The sequence below is a fragment of the Pseudomonas sp. PLB05 genome, assembly GCF_021106615.1.
Classification (GTDB): Bacteria; Pseudomonadota; Gammaproteobacteria; order Pseudomonadales; family Pseudomonadaceae; genus Chryseomonas; species Chryseomonas benzopyrenica.
The window spans coordinates 152,024-171,021 of the sequence record NZ_JAJOHO010000002.1; the positions used below are offsets into that span (position 1 = coordinate 152,024).

Genomic DNA, 18,998 nt, shown 5'->3' on the forward strand with positions numbered 1-18,998 from the left:
AGCGGCGATCAGAGGCGCATCGGCATCACGACATAGGAGGAATCGTCGTTGCCCGCCTCCTGCAACAGCGCACTGCTGCTGGAATCGGACAGGGTGATGCGCACCTGGTCGGTAGTCATCACGCCCAGCACGTCGAGCAGGTAGCTGACGTTGAAGCCGATCTCCAGGCTGCCGCCATCGTAGTCGACCTGCAGCTCTTCCTCGGCTTCTTCCTGCTCCGGGTTGTTGGCCTGGATCTTCATGAAGCCGTTTTCCAGCTGCAGGCGGATGCCCCGGTATTTCTCGTTGGAGAGAATGGCGGTGCGGCTGAAGGCCTCGCGCAGGTGCTGACGCTCGCCCAGTACCAGCTTGTCGCCATGCCGTGGCAGGACGCGTTCGTAATCGGGGAACTTGCCGTCCACCAGCTTGGAGGTAAAGGTGAAGTCGCCCGTGGTGGCGCGGATATGGTGCTGGCCCAGGACCACGTTGACGGGCTCTTCCGGTTCGGTGAGCAGGCGCGACAGCTCCAGGATGCCCTTGCGCGGCACGATGACCTGGTGCTTCTCGGCCTGGTCGACATCGGCCTCCAGCATGCACATGGCCAGGCGGTGACCGTCGGTGGCCACGGCGCGCAGGCGTCCGGTGCTGGCTTCCAGCAGCATGCCGTTGAGGTAGTAGCGCACGTCCTGCTGAGCCATGGCGAAGCCGGTGCGCTCGATCAGGCGGCGCAGGCGGCCCTGGGGAATGCTGAATTTCAGCGAACCCGGACCTTCTTCCACGGTGGGGAAGTCGTTGGCCGGCAGGGTGGACAGGGTGAAACGGCTGCGTCCGGCACGGATCAGCAGCTTCTGTTCCTCGGTGCGGATGTCGATCAGCGCATCGGGCTGCAGGCTCTTGCAGATGTCCATGAGCTTGCGCGCCGGCACGGTGATCTCACCGGCTTCGGCGGCTTCTTCCAGATCGACCCGGCCAACCAGCTCGACTTCCAGGTCGGTACCGGTCAGCGACAGCCGCTGGCCTTCCACGACCAGGAGTACGTTGGACAGCACCGGCAGCGTTTGCCGACGTTCCACGACACCGGCCACCAGCTGCAGCGGTTTCAACAGGGCTTCGCGTTGAATGGTGAAATGCATGGTCAGGTCCTTGCCAGGGCCGCGTCCGTCAGGTGGTCAGGGTACGCAGCAGGTTCTTGTAATCCTCGCGAATATCCGCGTCGGATTCCCGAAGTTCGGCGATCTTGCGACAGGCATGCAACACCGTCGTGTGATCGCGTCCGCCAAAGGCGTCGCCGATTTCCGGCAGGCTGTGGTTGGTCAGCTCCTTGGACAGCGCCATGGCGACCTGCCGCGGCCGGGCGACCGAACGCGAGCGGCGTTTGGACAGCAGATCGGCGATCTTGATCTTGTAGTACTCGGCCGCGGTGCGCTGGATGTTGTCGATGCTGACCAGCTTGTCCTGCAGCGCCAGCAGATCCTTGAGCGATTCGCGGATCAGCTCGATGGTGATGTCCCGGCCCATGAAGTGGGCATGGGCGATCACCCGCTTGAGCGCGCCTTCCAGTTCCCGCACGTTGGAGCGGATGCGCTGGGCGATGAAGAAGGCGGCGTCGTGGGGCAGGTCGACCTTGGCCTGGTCGGCCTTCTTCATCAGGATCGCCACCCGCGTCTCCAGCTCCGGCGGCTCCACGGCCACGGTGAGACCCCAGCCGAAACGCGATTTGAGCCGCTCTTCCAGGCCGTCGATCTCCTTGGGATAGCGGTCGCTGGTGAGGATCACCTGTTGTCCACCTTCGAGCAGGGCGTTGAAGGTGTGGAAAAACTCCTCCTGCGACCGCTCCTTGCGGGCGAAGAACTGGATGTCGTCGATCAGCAGCGCATCCACCGAACGGTAGAAACGCTTGAATTCGTTGATGGCGTTGAGCTGCAGCGCCTTGACCATGTCGGCGACGAAGCGCTCCGAATGCAGATAGACGATCTTGGCGTTCGGATTGCGCTTGAGCAGGTGGTTGCCCACCGCGTGCATCAGGTGGGTCTTACCCAGACCCACGCCCCCATAAAGGAAGAGCGGGTTGTAGCCGTGCTTGGGATTGTCCGCCACCTGCCAGGCCGCGGCACGAGCCAGCTGGTTGGACTTGCCCTCGACGAAGTTCTCGAAGGTGAAGGTCCGGTTCAGATAGCTGGTGTGCTTGAGCGCACCCTCCACCTGCACGGTACGCTCGGTCTTGACCGCCGGCTCGTCGGCCTCGGCCAGTTCCGCGGTCACGTCTTCCAGGGCAACGCCCGCGGTGACGATATCCGACTGGATCGGTTGCGGCGCCTGCACCGGGGGTGGCAGCGGACTGCTCTGGCTGCTGGGCGTCTGGGCCGGGCGCGGCTTGTTGCTGCGCTTGCTGCCGATTAGCAGGGAAAGCACCGGAGCGATGCCGTCGTCGGCATGTTCCTCGAGCAATTCGAGGATACGGCTCAGGTACTTCTCGTTGACCCAGTCGAGCACGAAGCGGTTGGGCGCGAACACCCGCAGCTCATCCCCTTCCGCTTCCACCTGCAGTGGCCGGATCCAGGTATTGAATTGTTGCGAAGGCAGCTCGTCGCGCAGCACATCCACGCAACGTTGCCAGAGTTCGACCGACACAGCGTCTCCCAAGAACTGGAGCGGCCCGGACGGGCCATGAGCAAACGCCCATTGTATCCCTCCCCACCCAGGTTATCCACATGGCCACGCAGTTTCCCGGTAGATAGCCGTTACGGCCATCAGGGGCGGACCCATGACCGTCAGCTCTGTGGATAACGCCGTCTGACCTCTCTGGACATCCCGGGGCTTTTTGTTGTGGATAATCGTGCTGTGCGTAACAGGTCTGCTTATCCACAGCCTCTCAGCAGGCAGAGCACCCGAATTGCACCTGTTGAAAACAGACTTCCGTTCCCGCTCAGCGCAGAGGCCATCTGCCCTGGCACGATCTATCCACAGAAATCCGCTGCACCATACATATTCACTTCAACAGTCTTTTAAAACCTTCTGACCTGTTGATTTTATTTGCCTGGTCTCCTGTCAGCCGGTGCTGGTTGGAAATTGACCTGCATCGAGGCTTTCTCTAGAATCGCCGGTCTCTTTGCGCGGGGCACTCATGCCTTGCCGCTTTCACCTAGGTAAAAGTCCATGAAACGCACCTTCCAACCCAGCACCCTGAAGCGCGCCCGTGTCCACGGTTTCCGTGCTCGTATGGCAACCAAGAACGGCCGTCAGGTTCTCGCCCGTCGCCGTGCCAAAGGCCGCAAGCGTCTGGCGATCTGATTGCCCGGTCAGGTGGTGAGTCAGGGTTTCGGTCGGGACAGGCGCTTACTGAGCTCCCAACAGTTCCAAGCGGTCTTTGACTCTCCCACCCACAAGGCATCCGGCAAGCACCTGCTGCTGCTCGCCCATGCCAATGGGCTCGACCATTCCCGTCTGGGGTTGGTCATCGGCAAGAAGAGCGTCAAGCTTTCTGTCGAGCGCAATCGCATCAAGCGGGTCATCCGAGATTCCTTCCGTCTGAATCAGGACCGCCTGGGCAGCTTCGATCTGGTCTTCGTCGCCCGCAAGGGACTTGGCGAAGTCGACAATCCCGAATTGCACGATCAGCTGCTGCAACTGTGGAAACGTCTCAATCGCCAGGCGAGCAAGACCGTTGCCCACCCAACCGACAGTCCCGACGGTGCTCATGCGTAAACCGGCCCTGCTGCTGATTCGCTTCTACCGTTATGCCATTAGCCCCATGATGGCCAGTCACTGTCGTTTCTATCCGACCTGTTCCGGTTACGCCCTCGAAGCCATCGAGCGCCACGGGCTGCTGCGTGGTGGCTGGCTGACCACACGGCGACTGTGCCGGTGCCATCCCTGGCACTCAGGCGGATATGATCCCGTTCCTCCCGCAAAGACCCCAGCCCCGACCTCTTCGATGGCCGAGTAAACATGGATATCAAGCGCCCGCTACTCATTGCCGCCTTGGCGATCGTGTCCTACACCCTGGTTTTCCAGTGGAACAAGGATTACGGCCAGGCCGATCTGCCCACGGCCAAGACGCAGACCAGCGTCCTGCCGGGTGACACTCCCAACGTGCCCACCGATGTTCCCGCTGACGCCAAGGCTGCGGCGCCGGTGGACAACTCGACCGCTCAGGCAAGCACTGCGCTCATCAAGGTACGTACCGACGTCCTGGATCTGGCCATCGATCCCCGCGGCGGCGACATCGTCCAGCTCGGTCTGGTGCAGTACCCCCGCCGTCAGGATCATCCCGACGTGCCCTTCATGCTGTTCGACAACGGCAACGAGCGTCTCTACCTGGCCCAGAGCGGCCTGACCGGTGCCAACGGTCCCGACGCCAACAGCGCCGGGCGTCCGCTGTACACCTCGGCCCAGTCCAGCTACGTGCTCGCCGATGGCCAACAGCAGTTGGTGGTGGATCTCAAGTACCAGGCCAACGGCGTCGACTACACCAAGAGATTCACCTTCCACCGGGGCCTGAAGGTCGATTGCTCGGACGCCGAGAAGGCGCAGAAGAAGATCACCTGCATCAACCCGAACGCCTACCAGATCCAGGTCAGCTACCTGATCGACAACCAGAGCGCCAACGCCTGGAACGGCGTGCTCTACGCCCAGCTCAAGCGGGACAAGAGCGGCGATCCCTCGGCGACCACCGCCACCGGCGTGTCCACCTACCTGGGCGCCGCCGTCGGTACCCCGGCCGAGCCCTATCGCAAGGTGTCCATGAGCGACATGGACAAGAATCGCCTGCAGGAAGCCGTGCAGGGTGGTTGGGTCGGCTGGCTGCAGCACTACTTCGTCACCGCCTGGGTGCCGAACAAGGACGAGCAGCACCAGATCACCACCCGCAAGGACGCCCAGGGCAACTACATCGTCGGCTTCACCGGTCCGCAGTTCAGCGTGCCGGCGGGTGGCAAGGGCGAGACCTCGCTGACCCTCTATGCCGGTCCGAAGATCCAGGAGCACCTCAAGACCCTGTCCCACGGTCTGGAGCTGACCGTCGACTACGGTTTCCTGTGGTTCATCGCTCAGCCGATCTTCTGGTTGCTGCAGCATATCCACAGCATCCTGGGTAACTGGGGCTGGTCGATCATCGTCCTGACCATCATCATCAAGCTGCTGTTCTTCCCGCTGTCCGCCGCCAGCTACCGCTCCATGGCGCGCATGCGCGCCGTCGGTCCGCGACTGCAGGCGCTCAAGGAGCAGCATGGCGACGATCGCCAGAAGATGTCCCAGGCGATGATGGAGCTGTACCGCAAGGAGAAGATCAATCCCCTGGGTGGCTGCCTCCCCATCGTGGTGCAGATGCCGGTGTTCCTGGCGCTGTACTGGGTGCTGCTGGAAAGCGTCGAGATGCGCCAGTCGCCCTGGATGTTCTGGATCACCGACCTGTCGGCCAAGGATCCCTTCTTCATCCTGCCGATCATCATGGGCGCCACCATGCTGGTGCAGCAGATGCTCAACCCGGCACCGCCGGATCCCATGCAGGCCAAGGTCATGAAGATGATGCCTATCGTCTTCACCTTCTTCTTCCTGTGGTTCCCGGCCGGTCTGGTGCTGTACTGGATCGTCAACAACTGCCTGTCGATCCTGCAGCAGTGGTACATTACCCGGAAGATCGAGGCGGCCAGCAAGAAGGCCTGACCTCGCTCACCCTGTCCACACGACGCCCCTTGATTGGGGCGTCGTGCTTTCTGGAGGATCGTCATGTCCCTGCCTTCCGACAGCATCGCCGCCATCGCCACCGCCACCGGGCGCGGCGGGGTCGGCATCGTCCGCGTCTCCGGTCCCCTGGCCGCCCCCTTGGCGCGGGCGATCTGCGGCCGTGAGCTGCCGCCTCGGCATGCCCACTACGGCAACTTCCTCGCCGCCGACGGCAGCGTGCTGGACGCCGGCATCGCCCTGTTCTTTCCCGGCCCCAACTCCTTCACCGGCGAAGACGTGCTGGAACTCCAGGGCCACGGCGGTCCGGTGATCCTCGATCTGCTCCTGCGCCGCACCCTGGAAGAGGGTGCACGCCTGGCCCGCCCCGGGGAATTCAGCGAACGCGCCTTTCTCAACGACAAGCTCGATCTGGCCCAGGCCGAGGCCATCGCCGACCTCATCGAGGCCAGCACCGAACAGGCGGCGCGCAATGCCCTGCGCTCGCTGCAGGGCGAATTCTCGCGCCGGGTGGAAAGCCTGGTCGAGCAGCTGATCCGCCTGCGCATCTATGTCGAGGCCGCCATCGACTTTCCCGAGGAGGAAATCGACTTCCTCGCCGACGGCCGCGTGCAGGGCCTGCTGGAGGACGTCCAGGCCGAGCTGCACGAGGTCCAGCGCGAAGCCAATCGCGGCGCCCTGCTGCGCGATGGCATGACCGTGGTGATCGCCGGCCGTCCCAATGCCGGCAAGTCCAGCCTGCTCAATGCCCTGGCCGGTCGCGAAGCCGCCATCGTCACCGACATCGCCGGCACTACCCGGGATGTCCTGCGCGAACATATCCACATCGACGGCATGCCGCTGCATGTGGTCGATACCGCCGGCCTGCGCGACACCACCGACCGGGTCGAACAGATTGGCGTCCAGCGCGCCCTGGACGCCATCGCCGGCGCCGACCGGGTGCTGCTGGTGGTGGATGCCAGCGCGCCGGAAGCCCGGGATCCCCAGGCGCTCTGGCCAGAGCTGCTGAGCACCCGGCCGCCGCTGGACAAGCTGACGGTGATCCGCAACAAGGCCGATCTCACCGGCGAGGTTACCGGCCTGCTGGCCACCAGCGAACCGGTCGAGATCGCCCTCAGCGCCACCGATGGCGGCGGTGTCGAAGCCTTGCGCGAGCACCTCAAGGCCTGCATGGGCTTCGAGCAGACCACCGAGGGCGGCTTCAGCGCCCGGCGGCGTCACCTGGATGCCCTGCAAAGAGCCGCCAGTGCCCTGGACCATGGCTATCGTCAGCTCACCCTGGCCGGCTCCGGCGAGCTGCTGGCCGAAGACCTGCGCCAAGCCCAGCAGGTGCTCGGCGAGATCACCGGCGCTTTCAGCTCCGACGACCTGCTCGGCCGCATCTTCTCCAGCTTCTGCATCGGCAAGTAATTCCCCGCCCGCCGTTCCAGGCCTGTGCAAGGCAGGCCTTGACTGTCCTCATCTCTCCCTTCCAGAGCCCTGTTGATAACCCTGCCTGAGGTCTGCCCATAAATCGGTGCACGAGTTGTCCATGACTGCGCATGTGGATAAACAGGCAAAGGCTCCACAGGATGCTGAGAGCTTGTATCCATCCACAGCACAAGACATGCACGGAGCTCAGGTTTTCCCCAGCCCAGTGCTGACGAGGCCTGGATAACCTTATCCACAGCGAAGTGCCTGCATATACATAAGCTCTATATCAGTCCTTTTAAAACTTTCTTCCCTATTGTTTATATTGGAGGTCTCTCTTGACGGCTGGTCATTTTTTGGCCAGAACCCCTTCTGCAAGAGCCGCTCAGGCCTTATACTTGCCGGCTTTCCTTTGAATTCCTGCCAACAGGCACGAGGTGCGTGGTGGACTTTCCTTCCCGTTTCGACGTCATCGTGATCGGTGGCGGCCATGCCGGTACCGAAGCGGCCCTGGCGGCCGCTCGCATGGGTGTGCGCACCCTGCTGCTCACGCATAATGTGGAAACTCTCGGCCAGATGAGCTGCAACCCCGCCATTGGCGGCATCGGCAAGAGCCATCTGGTCAAGGAGATCGATGCCCTGGGCGGCGCCATGGCCGCGGCCACGGACCTCGCCGGCATTCAGTTCCGCATTCTCAACAGCCGCAAGGGACCTGCCGTGCGTGCCACTCGCGCCCAGGCCGACCGCGTGCTGTACAAGGCGGCCATCCGCCATACGCTGGAAAACCAGCCGAACCTGTGGATATTCCAGCAGGCCTGTGACGACCTCATCGTCGAAGGCGATCGCGTCGCCGGCGTGGTCACCCAGATGGGCCTGAAATTCCATGCCGACAACGTGGTGCTGACCGCCGGGACCTTCCTCGGTGGTCTTATCCACATCGGCCTGCAGAACCACAGCGGTGGACGAGCGGGCGATCCGCCGGCCATCGCCCTGGCCCAGCGCCTGCGGGAACTGCCGCTGCGGGTATCGCGGCTGAAGACCGGTACGCCACCGCGCATCGACGGCCGCTCGGTGGATTTCTCGGTGATGACCGAGCAGCCCGGAGATACCCCCCTGCCGGTAATGTCCTTTCTCGGCAATCGCGAGCAGCATCCGGCCCAGGTCAGCTGCTGGATCACCCATACCAACGCCCGCACCCACGACATCATCCGCGCCAACCTGGATCGTTCGCCCATGTACTCGGGCGTGATCGAAGGGGTAGGGCCGCGCTACTGCCCGTCCATCGAAGACAAGATCCATCGCTTCGCCGACAAGGACAGCCATCAGGTCTTTCTCGAACCCGAGGGCCTGACCACCCACGAGCTCTACCCCAACGGCATCTCCACCTCGCTGCCCTTCGATGTGCAGCTCGAGGTGGTGCGTTCCATGCGTGGCATGGAGAACGCCCACATCCTGCGGCCCGGCTACGCCATCGAATACGACTTCTTCGATCCGCGGGATCTCAAGTACAGCCTGGAAACCAAGGTCATCGCCGGCCTGTTCTTCGCCGGCCAGATCAATGGCACCACCGGTTACGAAGAAGCCGGCGCCCAGGGTCTGCTCGCCGGGGCCAACGCCGCGCTGCGCGCTCAGGGCCGTGAAGCCTGGTGTCCGCGCCGCGACGAGGCCTACCTCGGCGTCCTGGTGGATGACCTCATCACCCTGGGCACCCAGGAGCCCTACCGGATGTTCACCTCGCGCGCCGAGTACCGGCTGATCCTGCGCGAAGACAACGCCGACCTGCGCCTGACCGAAAAGGGCCGCGAGCTGGGCCTGGTGGACGACCAGCGCTGGGCGCTGTTCGAAGCCAAGCGCGAGGGCATCGTCCTGGAAGAGCAGCGTCTCAAGGCCACCTGGATCCGTCCGGGAACGCCCCAGGGCACGGCGGTCGCCGAGCGTTTCGGCACGCCGCTCAATCACGAATACAACCTGCAGAACCTGCTGGCCCGGCCGGAGATCGACTATGCCGGCCTGATGGCCGCGGTGGGCGAGACGCCGGCCGAGACCCAGGTCGCCGAGCAGATCGAGATCAAGACCAAGTACGCCGGCTACATCGATCGCCAGCAGGACGAGATCCAGCGACTGCGCGCCAGCGATGCCGTGGCGCTGCCCGCGGAGCTCGACTACGCCAGCATTTCCGGACTGTCCAAGGAGATCCAGCACAAGCTGGCCCAGGCCCGTCCCGAGACCCTGGGGCAGGCCTCGCGCATTCCCGGCGTCACGCCAGCGGCGGTCTCGCTGCTGCTGATCCACCTCAAGAAGCGCAGCGCCGGTCGCAGCCTGGAGCACAGCGCCTGATGGCCAGCGCGATCCAAGCCAACGAACTGCGTCAGGGCGCCGAGACCCTCGGCGTGGCCCTAACCGCCGCCGTGGAAGAGCGGTTGCTGGGCTACCTGGACCTGCTGGTCAAGTGGAACAAGGCCTACAACCTCACCGCGGTGCGCGATCCCAACGAGATGGTCTCGCGGCACCTGCTGGACAGCCTCAGCATCGTCCCCTACGTAGGCGCGGGGCAGTGGCTGGATGTCGGCAGCGGCGGCGGCATGCCGGGCATTCCCCTGGCGATCCTCTTTCCCGAGTCGCGCTTCACCCTGCTCGACAGCAACGGCAAGAAGACCCGCTTCCTGACCCAGGCCAGGATCGAACTGGGCCTGGCCAATCTCGACGTGGTCCACGCCCGCGTCGAGGCCTACCAGCCTGCCGCGCCCTTCACCGGCATCGTCTCGCGGGCGTTCAGCGCCATCGACGACTTCGCCACCTGGACGCGCCACCTGGGCGACAACCAAACACAGTGGCTGGCGATGAAGGGGCTGCACCCCGACGACGAACTGGCCAAGCTACCAGCGGATTTCCAAGTTGCGGCGGCGCACGTCCTCGCGGTTCCCGGTTGCCAAGGCCAGCGGCACTTGCTGATACTGCGCCGCACGAACGGAGAGGGGTAAGGCGGTACATGGCCAAGGTTTACGCGATAGCCAACCAGAAGGGCGGGGTGGGCAAGACCACCACGTGCATCAATCTCGCTGCTTCTCTGGCCGCCACCAACCGGCGCAAGGTGCTGCTGATCGACCTCGATCCCCAGGGTAACGCCACCATGGGCAGTGGGGTGGACAAGCATGCCCTGGAGCATTCGGTGCTGGACGTCCTCACCGGCGCCTGCGGTCTGCTCGACGCCATGCACTTCTCCGAGCACGGCGGCTACCAGCTGCTGCCCTCGAACCGCGACGTCACCGCCGCGGAAGTCGAGCTGCTGGAGATGAGCGGGCGCGAGAGTCGCCTACGCGACGCCCTGGCCCCCGTGCGGGACAACTACGACTACGTGCTCATCGACTGCCCGCCGTCGCTGTCCATGCTGACCATCAACGGGCTGGTGGCCGCCGACGGCGTGATCATCCCCATGCAGTGCGAATACTTCGCCCTGGAAGGCCTGACCGATCTGATCGGCAGCATCCAGCACATCGCCCAGCGGTTGAATCCGCAGCTCAAGATCGAAGGCCTGCTGCGCACCATGTTCGATCCGCGCATCGGCCTGGCCAACGACGTCGCCGCCCAGCTCAAGCAGCACTTCGGCGACGAGCTCTACGAAACCATCATTCCGCGCAACGTCCGCCTGGCCGAAGCACCCAGCTACGGCATGCCCGCGCTGGTCTACGACAAGAGCTCCAAGGGGGCCGCGGCCTATCTGGAGCTGGCCAGCGAGCTGGTCAAACGTCAGCGTAAGGCGGCTCGCGTCGCCAAGACTGCCTAAGGAATCCCCATGGCTGTGAAGAAACGAGGTCTGGGCCGCGGTCTCGACGCCCTGCTCGGCGGTGCCAGCGTCAAGGTCCTGCAGGAGCAGGCCGCCGCCACCCCGGTCAGCGAACTGCAATCGCTGCCGGTGGACATCATCCAGCGCGGCAAGTACCAGCCGCGCCGGCACATGGATCCGACCGCTCTGGAAGAGCTGGCCAACTCCATTCGCGTCCAGGGGCTGATGCAGCCCATCGTGGTGCGTGCCATCGGCGAAGGCCGTTACGAGATCATCGCCGGTGAACGCCGCTGGCGTGCCAGCCAGCAGGCCGGCCTGGACCGCATCCCCGCCCTGGTGCGCGACGTCCCCGACCAGGTGGCCATCGCCCTGGCGCTGATCGAGAACATCCAGCGGCAGAATCTCAATCCGCTGGAAGAGGCCATGGCCCTGCAGCGGTTGCAGGACGAATTCGAGCTGACCCAGGCCCAAGTGGCCGAAGCCGTCGGCAAGTCGCGCTCGGGCGTGACCAATCTGCTGCGCCTGCTGGCGCTGGCCGAGGACGCCAAGGACCTGCTGGCCAAGGGCGAGCTGGAAATGGGCCATGCCCGGGCGCTGCTCGGTCTGCCCAAGGCCCGCCAGGCCGAAGGGGCGCGGCACGTTGTCGCACGGGGTCTCACCGTCCGCCAGACCGAGGCTCTGGTGCGCCAGTGGCTCAGCGGAACGGAGCCGGTTGAGAAGGCACCAGCCGTGGATCCGGACATCAGCCGTCTGGAGCAGCGTCTGGCCGAGCGTTTGGGCGCCAACGTGCAGATCCGCCATGGCGAGAAGGGCAAGGGTCAACTGGTGATCCGCTATACCTCTTTGGACGAACTTCAAGGCGTACTGGCGCACATTCGCTGACACAAATGCCTTCCGGCAATAAAGGCAATCTGTCCGGGGTGGCTTGAACCACCCCTGGCGCGCCCCTATACTTTGCCCGCTTTTTGTCGGCACAAAGCATGCCAGTGAAAACAACTATTAAGCCGACACCAGAGGACTTCGAGCCGATGGACCGCCGCACGCCCAAACGCCTGCCCTTCCATCATCAGCCTGCCTTTCGCCTGCTGCTCGTCCAACTGGCTGTCGCGTCGTGTGCCGCCGTTGTCTTGTATTGCTTCGTCGGTAAGGTCGCCGGTTATTCCGGATTGTTGGGTGGGCTGATTGCCTGGCTGCCCAATCTGTATTTTTCGTTCAAGGCGTTCCGCTATCGCGGCGCCCATGCCGCCCGAGACATCGTCCGTTCTTTCTACTCGGGCGAGGCGGGCAAACTGATTCTCACGGCAGTGCTCTTTGCACTGACGTTTGCCGGGGTAAAACCGCTTTCGGCTCCTGCACTGTTCGGCGTCTATCTGTTGACGCTGATGGTCAATGCTGGCGCGCCCTTGCTACTGAAAAAACCGACTAGACCTTAAGGCATTCGAGGCACACATGGCAGCAGACTCCGCTTCGGGCTACATCCAGCACCACCTGCAGAACCTGACCTATGGTATGCATCCGGTGAACGGCTGGAGCTTCGCCCACACCCCCGCTGAAGCTAAGGAAATGGGCTTCTGGGCCTTCCACGTGGACACCCTCGGCTGGTCGGTCGCCCTCGGCCTGATCTTCCTGGTGCTGTTCCGCAGCATCGCCAAGAAGGCCACCAGCGGTCAGCCCGGCGGCCTGCAGAACTTCGTCGAAGTGCTGGTGGAATTCGTCGACGGCAGCGTCCGTGACACCTTCCATGGCAAGAACGCCCTGATCGCGCCCCTGGCCCTGACCATCTTCGTCTGGATCTTCCTGATGAACCTGATGGACCTGGTGCCGGTGGACTGGCTGCCGTCCGTGGCCGGCATGCTGTTCGGCGAGCACACCTACTTCCGCGTGGTGCCCACCACCGACCCGAACGCCACCCTGGGCATGGCCCTGTCGGTGTTTGGCCTGATCATCTTCTACAGCATCAAGATGAAGGGTCTCGGCGGTTTCTTCGGCGAGCTAACCCTGCACCCCTTCAGCAGCAAGAATCCGCTGCTGCAGATCATCCTGATTCCGATCAACTTCCTGCTCGAATTCGTCACCCTGATCGCCAAGCCGATCTCGCTGGCACTGCGACTGTTCGGCAACATGTATGCGGGCGAGCTGATCTTCATCCTGATCGCCATCATGTTCGCCAATGGTCTGGCACTGGGCGGTCTGGGTATCGTGCTGCAGTGGGCGTGGGCGGTGTTCCACATCCTCATCATCACCCTGCAGGCCTTCATCTTCATGATGCTGACCATCGTTTACCTGTCGATGGCGCACGAAGAAAGTCACTAAGGAATGGCTTCCGGACGCTGCTGACGGCGTCCGGGGGCGGTTCTGCCGTGAGTCTCGGAGGACCTCGTCCGCCGGGTAACTTGGGAAAACTTTTTCGCTTCAACCTTAACCAAGACGACTAAAAAAGTCGGGAGGAAAGATGGAAACTGTAGTTGGTTTGACCGCGATCGCCGTTGCTCTGCTGATTGGCCTGGGCGCTCTGGGTACCGCCATTGGCTTCGGTCTGCTGGGTGGCAAGTTCCTCGAAGGCGCCGCTCGTCAGCCGGAAATGGTTCCGATGCTGCAAGTCAAGATGTTCATCGTCGCCGGTCTGCTCGACGCCGTGACCATGATCGGTGTTGGTATCGCCCTGTTCTTCACCTTCGCTAACCCCTTCGTTGGTCAGATCGCCGGCTGATCACCCTCGCGGGTGTAGGCAGGACTGATGGACAACGAACGAGCGAGGTGTTGGCGTGAACATTAATGCAACCCTGATAGGCCAGTCCGTTGCCTTCTTCATCTTCGTGCTCTTCTGCATGAAGTACGTGTGGCCGCCGATCATCTCGGCGCTGCGTGAGCGTGAGAAGAAGATTGCCGATGGCCTTGACGCTGCCAACCGCGCGGCTCGTGATCTGGAAGTGGCACAGCAGCAAGCCAACCAGAAAGTGAACGAAGCCAAGGGCCAAGCAGCCGAGATCATCGAGCAAGCCAACAAGCGTGCCGCTCAGATCGTCGAGGACGCACAGGCCAAGGCCCGTGCCGAAGGCGACCGGATCAAGGCGCAGGCTCAGGCGGAAATCGAGCAGGAAATCAACACCGCGAAGGACGCTCTGCGTGCTCGCGTCGGCGTGCTGGCCGTGGCCGGCGCCGAGAAGATCCTCGGATCGACCGTTGATGCCAATGCTCATGCCCAGTTGGTCGACCGACTGGCAGCGGAAATCTAAGCGAGGCCACCAATGGCAGAACTGAACACGCTGGCCCGGCCCTATGCCAAGGCGGCTTTCGAGTTCGCACAGTCCCAGCAGCAGCTGACCCAATGGTCGGCCGCGCTCGGGCTGCTCGCCGCGGTATCCCAAGATGGGACCGTGCGCCAGCTGCTTCAGCAGCCGCAGTTGACTGCGGACGCCAAGGCCGGATTGCTCATCGACGTATGTGGCGATCAGCTGGATGCACAGTCCCAGAACTTCGTTCGGACCGTGGCAGAAAACAACCGGATCGACCTGTTCCCGGCCATCGCCGAGATCTACGAGGCGTACAAGGCCGAGCAGGAAAAATCCATCGAGGCGGAAGTCACCAGTGCTTTCGCCCTGAGCGAAGAACAGCAAGACAAACTCGCCAAGGCTCTCAGCGCAAGGCTAGGTCGACACGTGCGACTTAATGCATCCGAGGATGCGAGCCTGATCGGTGGTGTGGTTATCCGCGCCGGCGACTTGGTAATCGATGGCTCCGTTCGCGGCAAGCTCGCGCAACTGGCCGAAGCGTTGAAACCTTGAGTTTGAAGGGGCAGTAGCATGCAGCAACTCAATCCTTCCGAAATTAGTGAAATCATCAAGGGTCGCATCGACAAGCTCGACGTGACCTCGCAAGCCCGTAACGAAGGCACCATCGTCAGCGTATCCGACGGTATCGTGCGGATCTTCGGTCTGGCCGACGTCATGTACGGCGAAATGATCGAATTCCCGGGCGGCATCTACGGTATGGCGCTGAACCTGGAGCAAGACTCCGTCGGCGCCGTGGTCCTGGGTAGCTACCTGGGTCTGGCCGAAGGCATGAGCGCCAAGTGCACCGGCCGCATCCTGGAAGTCCCGGTCGGTCCGGAACTGCTGGGTCGCGTCGTCGACGCTCTGGGCAACCCCATCGATGGCAAGGGTCCGCTGAATGCCAGCGCCACCGACGCCGTCGAGAAGGTCGCGCCGGGCGTGATCTGGCGTCAGTCGGTCGACCAGCCGGTGCAGACCGGCTACAAGGCCGTCGATGCCATGATCCCGGTTGGTCGTGGTCAGCGTGAGCTGATCATCGGTGACCGTCAGATCGGCAAGACCGCCATGGCGATCGATGCCATCATCAACCAGAAGAACAGCGGCATCCGCTGCGTCTACGTCGCCATTGGTCAGAAGCAGTCGACCATCGCCAACGTGGTACGCAAGCTGGAAGAGAACGGCGCTCTGCACAACACCATCGTGGTGGCAGCCAGTGCGTCCGAATCGGCTGCCCTGCAGTTCCTGGCGCCCTACTCGGGTTGCACCATGGGCGAATACTTCCGCGACCGCGGTGAAGACGCCCTGATCGTCTATGACGATCTGTCCAAGCAGGCCGTGGCCTATCGCCAGATCTCCCTGCTGCTGCGTCGTCCGCCGGGCCGTGAAGCCTATCCCGGCGACGTGTTCTATCTCCACAGCCGTCTGCTCGAGCGCGCGTCCCGCGTCTCCGCCGACTACGTCGAGAAGTTCACCAACGGCGCCGTGACCGGCAAGACCGGCTCGCTGACCGCGCTGCCGATCATCGAGACCCAGGCCGGCGACGTGTCCGCCTTCGTTCCGACCAACGTGATCTCCATCACCGACGGCCAGATCTTCCTGGAAGCCGGCCTGTTCAACTCGGGCATCCGCCCGGCGGTCAACGCCGGTGTCTCGGTATCCCGTGTGGGTGGTGCGGCCCAGACCAAGATCATCAAGAAGCTGTCCGGCGGTATCCGTACCGCGCTGGCCCAGTACCGTGAACTGGCGGCCTTCGCTCAGTTCGCCTCGGACCTGGACGAAGCCACCCGCAAGCAGCTCGAGCATGGTCAGCGCGTCACCGAGCTGATGAAGCAGAAGCAGTACGCGCCCATGTCCATCGCCGAGATGTCCCTGAGCCTGTACGCCGCCGAGCGTGGTTTCCTGAGCGATGTGTCCCTGGACAAGATCGGTAGCTTCGAGCAGGCCCTGATCGCCTACTTCAACCGCGATCACGCCGACCTGATGGCCAAGATCAACGTGAAGGGCGACTTCAACGACGAGATCGACGCCGGCATCAAGGCGGGAATCGAGAAGTTCAAGGCCACGCAAACCTGGTAAGCCGCGACGGGGGCGCCAGCCCCCGTTTGCCAACCCGATAGGTGTCACATGGCAGGCGCAAAAGAGATTCGCGGCAAGATCGCGAGCATCAAAAGCACACAGAAGATCACCAGCGCCATGGAAAAGGTTGCGGTCAGCAAGATGCGTAAGGCTCAGGCCCGCATGGCTGCCAGCAAGCCTTATGCCGAGCGCATCCGCGCTGTGATCGGCCACCTGGCCAACGCCAACCCCGAGTACCGCCATGCCTTCATGGTGGAACGCGAGGTCAAGCGCGTCGGTTACATCGTGGTCAGCTCCGATCGGGGTCTGGCCGGTGGTCTGAACACCAACCTGTTCAAGGCTCTGGTCCGCGACATGAGCGACCAGCGCGGCAAGGGTGTGGAAATCGATCTGGCGGTGATCGGGGCCAAGGGTGCCTCCTTCTTCCGCAGCTTCGGCGGCAACGTGGTCGCGGCCATCAGCCACCTCGGCGAAGCCCCGGCGATCGGCGATCTGATCGGCAGCATCAAGGTGATGCTGGATGCCTACCTGAACGGCCGTATCGACCGTCTGTACGTGGTGTCCAACGTCTTCGTCAACACCATGACCCAGAAGCCGACCATCCAGCAGCTGGTGCCCCTGGTGCCGGCCGAGGGCGGTGAGCTGCAAGGCAAGCATTGGGACTATCTCTACGAGCCCGACGCCAAGACCCTGCTCGACGGTCTGCTGGTGCGCTACGTGGAATCCCAGGTGTACCAGGCCGTGGTCGAGAACGCTGCCAGCGAACAGGCCGCGCGGATGATCGCGATGAAGAACGCCACCGACAACGCCGGCGATCTCATCAAGGAGCTGCAGCTGGTCTACAACAAGGCTCGCCAGGCTGCGATCACCCAAGAAATTTCGGAAATCGTCGGCGGCGCCGCCGCGGTCTGACGGACAGCTTAAATATTCGAGGAACGCGAAATGAGTAGCGGACGTATCGTACAAATCATCGGCGCCGTGATCGACGTGGAATTCCCGCGCGACGCGGTACCGCGCGTCTTTGACGCCCTCAAGGTGCAGGGTGCCGAAACCACTCTGGAAGTCCAGCAGCAGCTGGGCGACGGCGTGGTCCGTACCATCGCCATGGGTAGCACCGAAGGCCTCAAGCGCGGCCTGAACGTTGGCAACACCGGCGAGGCCATCAAGGTCCCGGTCGGCGTCAAGACCCTCGGCCGCATCATGGACGTGCTGGGCAACCCCATCGACGAAGCCGGTCCCATCGGCGAGGAAGAGCGTTGGGAAATCCACCGCAAGGCCCCGTCCTATGCCGAGCAGGCAGGCGGTAACGACCTGCTGGAAACCGGCATCAAGGTCATCGACCTGGTCTGCCCCTTCGCCAAGGGCGGCAAGGTCGGCCTGTTCGGCGGCGCCGGCGTGGGCAAGACCGTCAACATGATGGAACTCATCCGTAACATCGCCATCGAGCACAGCGGTTATTCCGTGTTCGCCGGCGTGGGCGAGCGTACCCGTGAAGGGAACGACTTCTACCACGAGATGAAGGACTCCAACGTTCTGGACAAGGTCGCCCTGGTCTATGGCCAGATGAACGAGCCGCCGGGCAACCGTCTGCGCGTGGCCCTGACCGGTCTGACCATGGCCGAGAAATTCCGTGACGAAGGCCGTGACGTCCTGCTGTTCGTCGACAACATCTACCGCTACACCCTGGCCGGCACCGAAGTGTCCGCGCTGCTGGGTCGTATGCCGTCCGCGGTGGGCTACCAGCCGACCCTGGCCGAGGAGATGGGTGTCCTGCAGGAGCGCATTACCTCCACCAAGCTGGGTTCGATCACCTCCGTCCAGGCCGTTTACGTCCCTGCGGATGACTTGACCGACCCGTCCCCGGCGACCACCTTCGCCCACCTGGATGCTACCGTGGTTCTGTCCCGTGACATCGCCTCCCTGGGTATCTACCCGGCGGTCGATCCCCTGGACTCCACCTCGCGCCAGCTGGACCCGAACGTGATCGGCCAGGAGCACTACGACACCGCTCGCGGCGTCCAGTACGTGCTGCAGCGCTACAAGGAGCTGAAGGACATCATCGCGATCCTGGGCATGGACGAACTGTCCGAGTCCGACAAGCAGCTGGTATCCCGCGCGCGTAAGATCCAGCGCTTCCTGTCCCAGCCGTTCTTCGTGGCCGAGGTCTTCACCGGTTCGCCCGGCAAGTACGTGTCCCTCAAGGACACCATCGCCGGCTTCTCCGGGATCCTGCGTGGCGACTACGATCACCTGCCCGAGCAGGCGTTCTACATGGTCGGCGGCATCGACGAAGCCATCGAGAAAGCCAAGAAACTGTAACTGCCGCGCCCGGCAACGGGCGCTCTTAGAGGCACGCTATGGCCAAGACAGTCCAATGCGACATCGTCAGCGCGGAAGGGGAAATCTTCTCCGGCGCGGTGGAGATGATCATCGCCCACGGCCACCTGGGTGATCTGGGTATTGCCCCGGGCCATGCGCCGCTGCTCACCGATCTGAAACCGGGCCCCATCCGCCTGGTCAAGGCCGGGGGCGCCGAGGAGGTGTTCTACATCTCCGGCGGTTTTCTGGAAGTGCAGCCGAATGTCGTCGAAGTGCTGGCCGATACCGCCAGCCGCGCCGGTGACATCGACGAAGCTGCCGCTCTGGAAGCCAAGCAGCGCGCCGAGGCAGCCCTGAGCGACAAGGGCACGGAGTTCGACTACACCGCTGCCGCCACTCAGCTCGCCGAAGCCGCCGCCCAGCTGCGCACCATCCAGCAGCTCAAGCGGCAAGCCAAGCGCTAAGCGCAAGGTCAG

At 63.3% G+C, this 18,998-nt stretch carries 20 protein-coding genes; 18 read left to right on the forward strand and 2 right to left on the reverse strand.

The annotated features are described in order from the left end of the window. Positions 1–8: 8 nt before the first annotated feature. Together dnaN and dnaA are read right to left on the reverse strand one after the other, a co-directional pair. Positions 9–1,112 carry a DNA polymerase III subunit beta gene (gene dnaN, locus LRS53_RS07405; RefSeq protein ID WP_007160136.1) on the reverse strand — a complete coding sequence of 368 codons (1,104 nt, stop codon included), beginning with the start codon at positions 1,110–1,112 and terminating at the stop codon, positions 9–11. Positions 1,113–1,140: 28 nt separating this feature from the next. Further along, positions 1,141–2,610: a chromosomal replication initiator protein DnaA gene (dnaA, locus tag LRS53_RS07410; protein WP_017641477.1), complete on the reverse strand. Its 1,470-nt coding sequence runs from the start codon at positions 2,608–2,610 to the stop codon at positions 1,141–1,143. Positions 2,611–3,135: 525 nt separating this feature from the next. Between dnaA and rpmH the strand changes: the two genes are divergently transcribed. The 18 genes from rpmH to LRS53_RS07500 all read left to right on the forward strand — a co-directional run bounded on the left by rpmH (position 3,136) and on the right by LRS53_RS07500 (position 18,986). After that, positions 3,136–3,270 carry a 50S ribosomal protein L34 gene (gene rpmH / locus LRS53_RS07415; protein WP_017641476.1) on the forward strand — a complete coding sequence of 45 codons (135 nt, stop codon included), beginning with the start codon at positions 3,136–3,138 and terminating at the stop codon, positions 3,268–3,270. 12 nt (positions 3,271–3,282) lie between these two features. Then, positions 3,283–3,684 (forward strand): ribonuclease P protein component, encoded by a 402-nt coding sequence (gene rnpA, locus LRS53_RS07420; protein WP_026083891.1) that lies wholly within the window; start codon positions 3,283–3,285, stop codon positions 3,682–3,684. Then, positions 3,677–3,925, forward strand: a complete 249-nt coding sequence (gene yidD, locus LRS53_RS07425) for a membrane protein insertion efficiency factor YidD (RefSeq protein ID WP_081594596.1) — start codon at positions 3,677–3,679, stop codon at positions 3,923–3,925. Before rnpA ends, yidD begins: the two co-directional genes overlap by 8 nt. A 2-nt stretch (positions 3,926–3,927) precedes the next feature. Further along, positions 3,928–5,643: a membrane protein insertase YidC gene (gene yidC / locus LRS53_RS07430; RefSeq protein WP_064307087.1), complete on the forward strand. Its 1,716-nt coding sequence runs from the start codon at positions 3,928–3,930 to the stop codon at positions 5,641–5,643. Positions 5,644–5,706: 63 nt separating this feature from the next. Beyond that, positions 5,707–7,071 (forward strand): tRNA uridine-5-carboxymethylaminomethyl(34) synthesis GTPase MnmE, encoded by a 1,365-nt coding sequence (gene mnmE / locus LRS53_RS07435; protein ID WP_064307086.1) that lies wholly within the window; start codon positions 5,707–5,709, stop codon positions 7,069–7,071. A gap of 444 nt (positions 7,072–7,515) precedes the next feature. Next, complete coding sequence (gene mnmG / locus LRS53_RS07440; RefSeq protein ID WP_064307085.1) at positions 7,516–9,408, forward strand: tRNA uridine-5-carboxymethylaminomethyl(34) synthesis enzyme MnmG; 1,893 nt, start codon at positions 7,516–7,518, stop codon at positions 9,406–9,408. Next, positions 9,408–10,052, forward strand: a complete 645-nt coding sequence (gene rsmG, locus LRS53_RS07445) for a 16S rRNA (guanine(527)-N(7))-methyltransferase RsmG (protein WP_068384413.1) — start codon at positions 9,408–9,410, stop codon at positions 10,050–10,052. Before mnmG ends, rsmG begins: the two co-directional genes overlap by 1 nt. An 8-nt stretch (positions 10,053–10,060) precedes the next feature. Next, on the forward strand, positions 10,061–10,855 hold the full coding sequence (locus tag LRS53_RS07450; RefSeq protein ID WP_007160127.1) for a ParA family protein: 795 nt from the start codon (positions 10,061–10,063) through the stop codon (positions 10,853–10,855). 9 nt (positions 10,856–10,864) lie between these two features. Next, positions 10,865–11,737: a ParB/RepB/Spo0J family partition protein gene (locus tag LRS53_RS07455; RefSeq protein WP_017641470.1), complete on the forward strand. Its 873-nt coding sequence runs from the start codon at positions 10,865–10,867 to the stop codon at positions 11,735–11,737. 146 nt (positions 11,738–11,883) lie between these two features. After that, the gene (locus LRS53_RS07460; protein ID WP_017641469.1) at positions 11,884–12,288 is read left to right on the forward strand and encodes a F0F1 ATP synthase subunit I; all 405 of its coding nucleotides are present in this window, start codon (positions 11,884–11,886) and stop codon (positions 12,286–12,288) included. A gap of 16 nt (positions 12,289–12,304) precedes the next feature. Further along, a complete protein-coding gene (atpB, locus tag LRS53_RS07465; RefSeq protein ID WP_007160124.1) occupies positions 12,305–13,168 on the forward strand; it encodes a F0F1 ATP synthase subunit A in 864 nt (287 codons plus the stop codon). A gap of 139 nt (positions 13,169–13,307) precedes the next feature. Beyond that, complete coding sequence (atpE, locus tag LRS53_RS07470) at positions 13,308–13,565, forward strand: F0F1 ATP synthase subunit C (protein ID WP_003097235.1); 258 nt, start codon at positions 13,308–13,310, stop codon at positions 13,563–13,565. Between the two features lie 55 nt (positions 13,566–13,620). After that, positions 13,621–14,091 (forward strand): F0F1 ATP synthase subunit B, encoded by a 471-nt coding sequence (locus tag LRS53_RS07475; RefSeq protein ID WP_007160122.1) that lies wholly within the window; start codon positions 13,621–13,623, stop codon positions 14,089–14,091. Between the two features lie 12 nt (positions 14,092–14,103). Further along, positions 14,104–14,640, forward strand: a complete 537-nt coding sequence (locus LRS53_RS07480) for a F0F1 ATP synthase subunit delta (protein WP_017641468.1) — start codon at positions 14,104–14,106, stop codon at positions 14,638–14,640. An 18-nt stretch (positions 14,641–14,658) separates the two neighbouring features. After that, positions 14,659–16,203, forward strand: coding sequence for a F0F1 ATP synthase subunit alpha (atpA, locus tag LRS53_RS07485; protein WP_017641467.1), 1,545 nt, complete (start codon positions 14,659–14,661; stop codon positions 16,201–16,203). Between the two features lie 48 nt (positions 16,204–16,251). Beyond that, on the forward strand, positions 16,252–17,115 hold the full coding sequence (gene atpG, locus LRS53_RS07490; protein ID WP_007160119.1) for a F0F1 ATP synthase subunit gamma: 864 nt from the start codon (positions 16,252–16,254) through the stop codon (positions 17,113–17,115). Between the two features lie 30 nt (positions 17,116–17,145). After that, positions 17,146–18,522, forward strand: a complete 1,377-nt coding sequence (atpD, locus tag LRS53_RS07495; protein WP_017641466.1) for a F0F1 ATP synthase subunit beta — start codon at positions 17,146–17,148, stop codon at positions 18,520–18,522. Positions 18,523–18,560: 38 nt separating this feature from the next. Beyond that, positions 18,561–18,986: a F0F1 ATP synthase subunit epsilon gene (locus LRS53_RS07500; RefSeq protein WP_007160117.1), complete on the forward strand. Its 426-nt coding sequence runs from the start codon at positions 18,561–18,563 to the stop codon at positions 18,984–18,986. Positions 18,987–18,998 lie beyond the last annotated feature (12 nt).

Bases quoted from the DNA above. Each gene is read 5' to 3' on its own strand.
- dnaN (WP_007160136.1), bottom strand. From the start codon at position 1,112: ATGCATTTCACCATTCAACGCGAAGCCCTGTTGAAACCGCTGCAGCTG.
- rpmH (WP_017641476.1), top strand. From the start codon at position 3,136: ATGAAACGCACCTTCCAACCCAGCACCCTGAAGCGCGCCCGTGTCCAC.
- yidD (WP_081594596.1), top strand. From the start codon at position 3,677: ATGCGTAAACCGGCCCTGCTGCTGATTCGCTTCTACCGTTATGCCATT.
- yidC (WP_064307087.1), top strand. From the start codon at position 3,928: ATGGATATCAAGCGCCCGCTACTCATTGCCGCCTTGGCGATCGTGTCC.
- mnmE (WP_064307086.1), top strand. From the start codon at position 5,707: ATGTCCCTGCCTTCCGACAGCATCGCCGCCATCGCCACCGCCACCGGG.
- rsmG (WP_068384413.1), top strand. From the start codon at position 9,408: ATGGCCAGCGCGATCCAAGCCAACGAACTGCGTCAGGGCGCCGAGACC.
- LRS53_RS07450 (WP_007160127.1), top strand. From the start codon at position 10,061: ATGGCCAAGGTTTACGCGATAGCCAACCAGAAGGGCGGGGTGGGCAAG.
- LRS53_RS07455 (WP_017641470.1), top strand. From the start codon at position 10,865: ATGGCTGTGAAGAAACGAGGTCTGGGCCGCGGTCTCGACGCCCTGCTC.
- LRS53_RS07460 (WP_017641469.1), top strand. From the start codon at position 11,884: ATGGACCGCCGCACGCCCAAACGCCTGCCCTTCCATCATCAGCCTGCC.
- atpB (WP_007160124.1), top strand. From the start codon at position 12,305: ATGGCAGCAGACTCCGCTTCGGGCTACATCCAGCACCACCTGCAGAAC.
- atpE (WP_003097235.1), top strand. From the start codon at position 13,308: ATGGAAACTGTAGTTGGTTTGACCGCGATCGCCGTTGCTCTGCTGATT.
- LRS53_RS07480 (WP_017641468.1), top strand. From the start codon at position 14,104: ATGGCAGAACTGAACACGCTGGCCCGGCCCTATGCCAAGGCGGCTTTC.
- atpA (WP_017641467.1), top strand. From the start codon at position 14,659: ATGCAGCAACTCAATCCTTCCGAAATTAGTGAAATCATCAAGGGTCGC.
- atpG (WP_007160119.1), top strand. From the start codon at position 16,252: ATGGCAGGCGCAAAAGAGATTCGCGGCAAGATCGCGAGCATCAAAAGC.
- atpD (WP_017641466.1), top strand. From the start codon at position 17,146: ATGAGTAGCGGACGTATCGTACAAATCATCGGCGCCGTGATCGACGTG.
- LRS53_RS07500 (WP_007160117.1), top strand. From the start codon at position 18,561: ATGGCCAAGACAGTCCAATGCGACATCGTCAGCGCGGAAGGGGAAATC.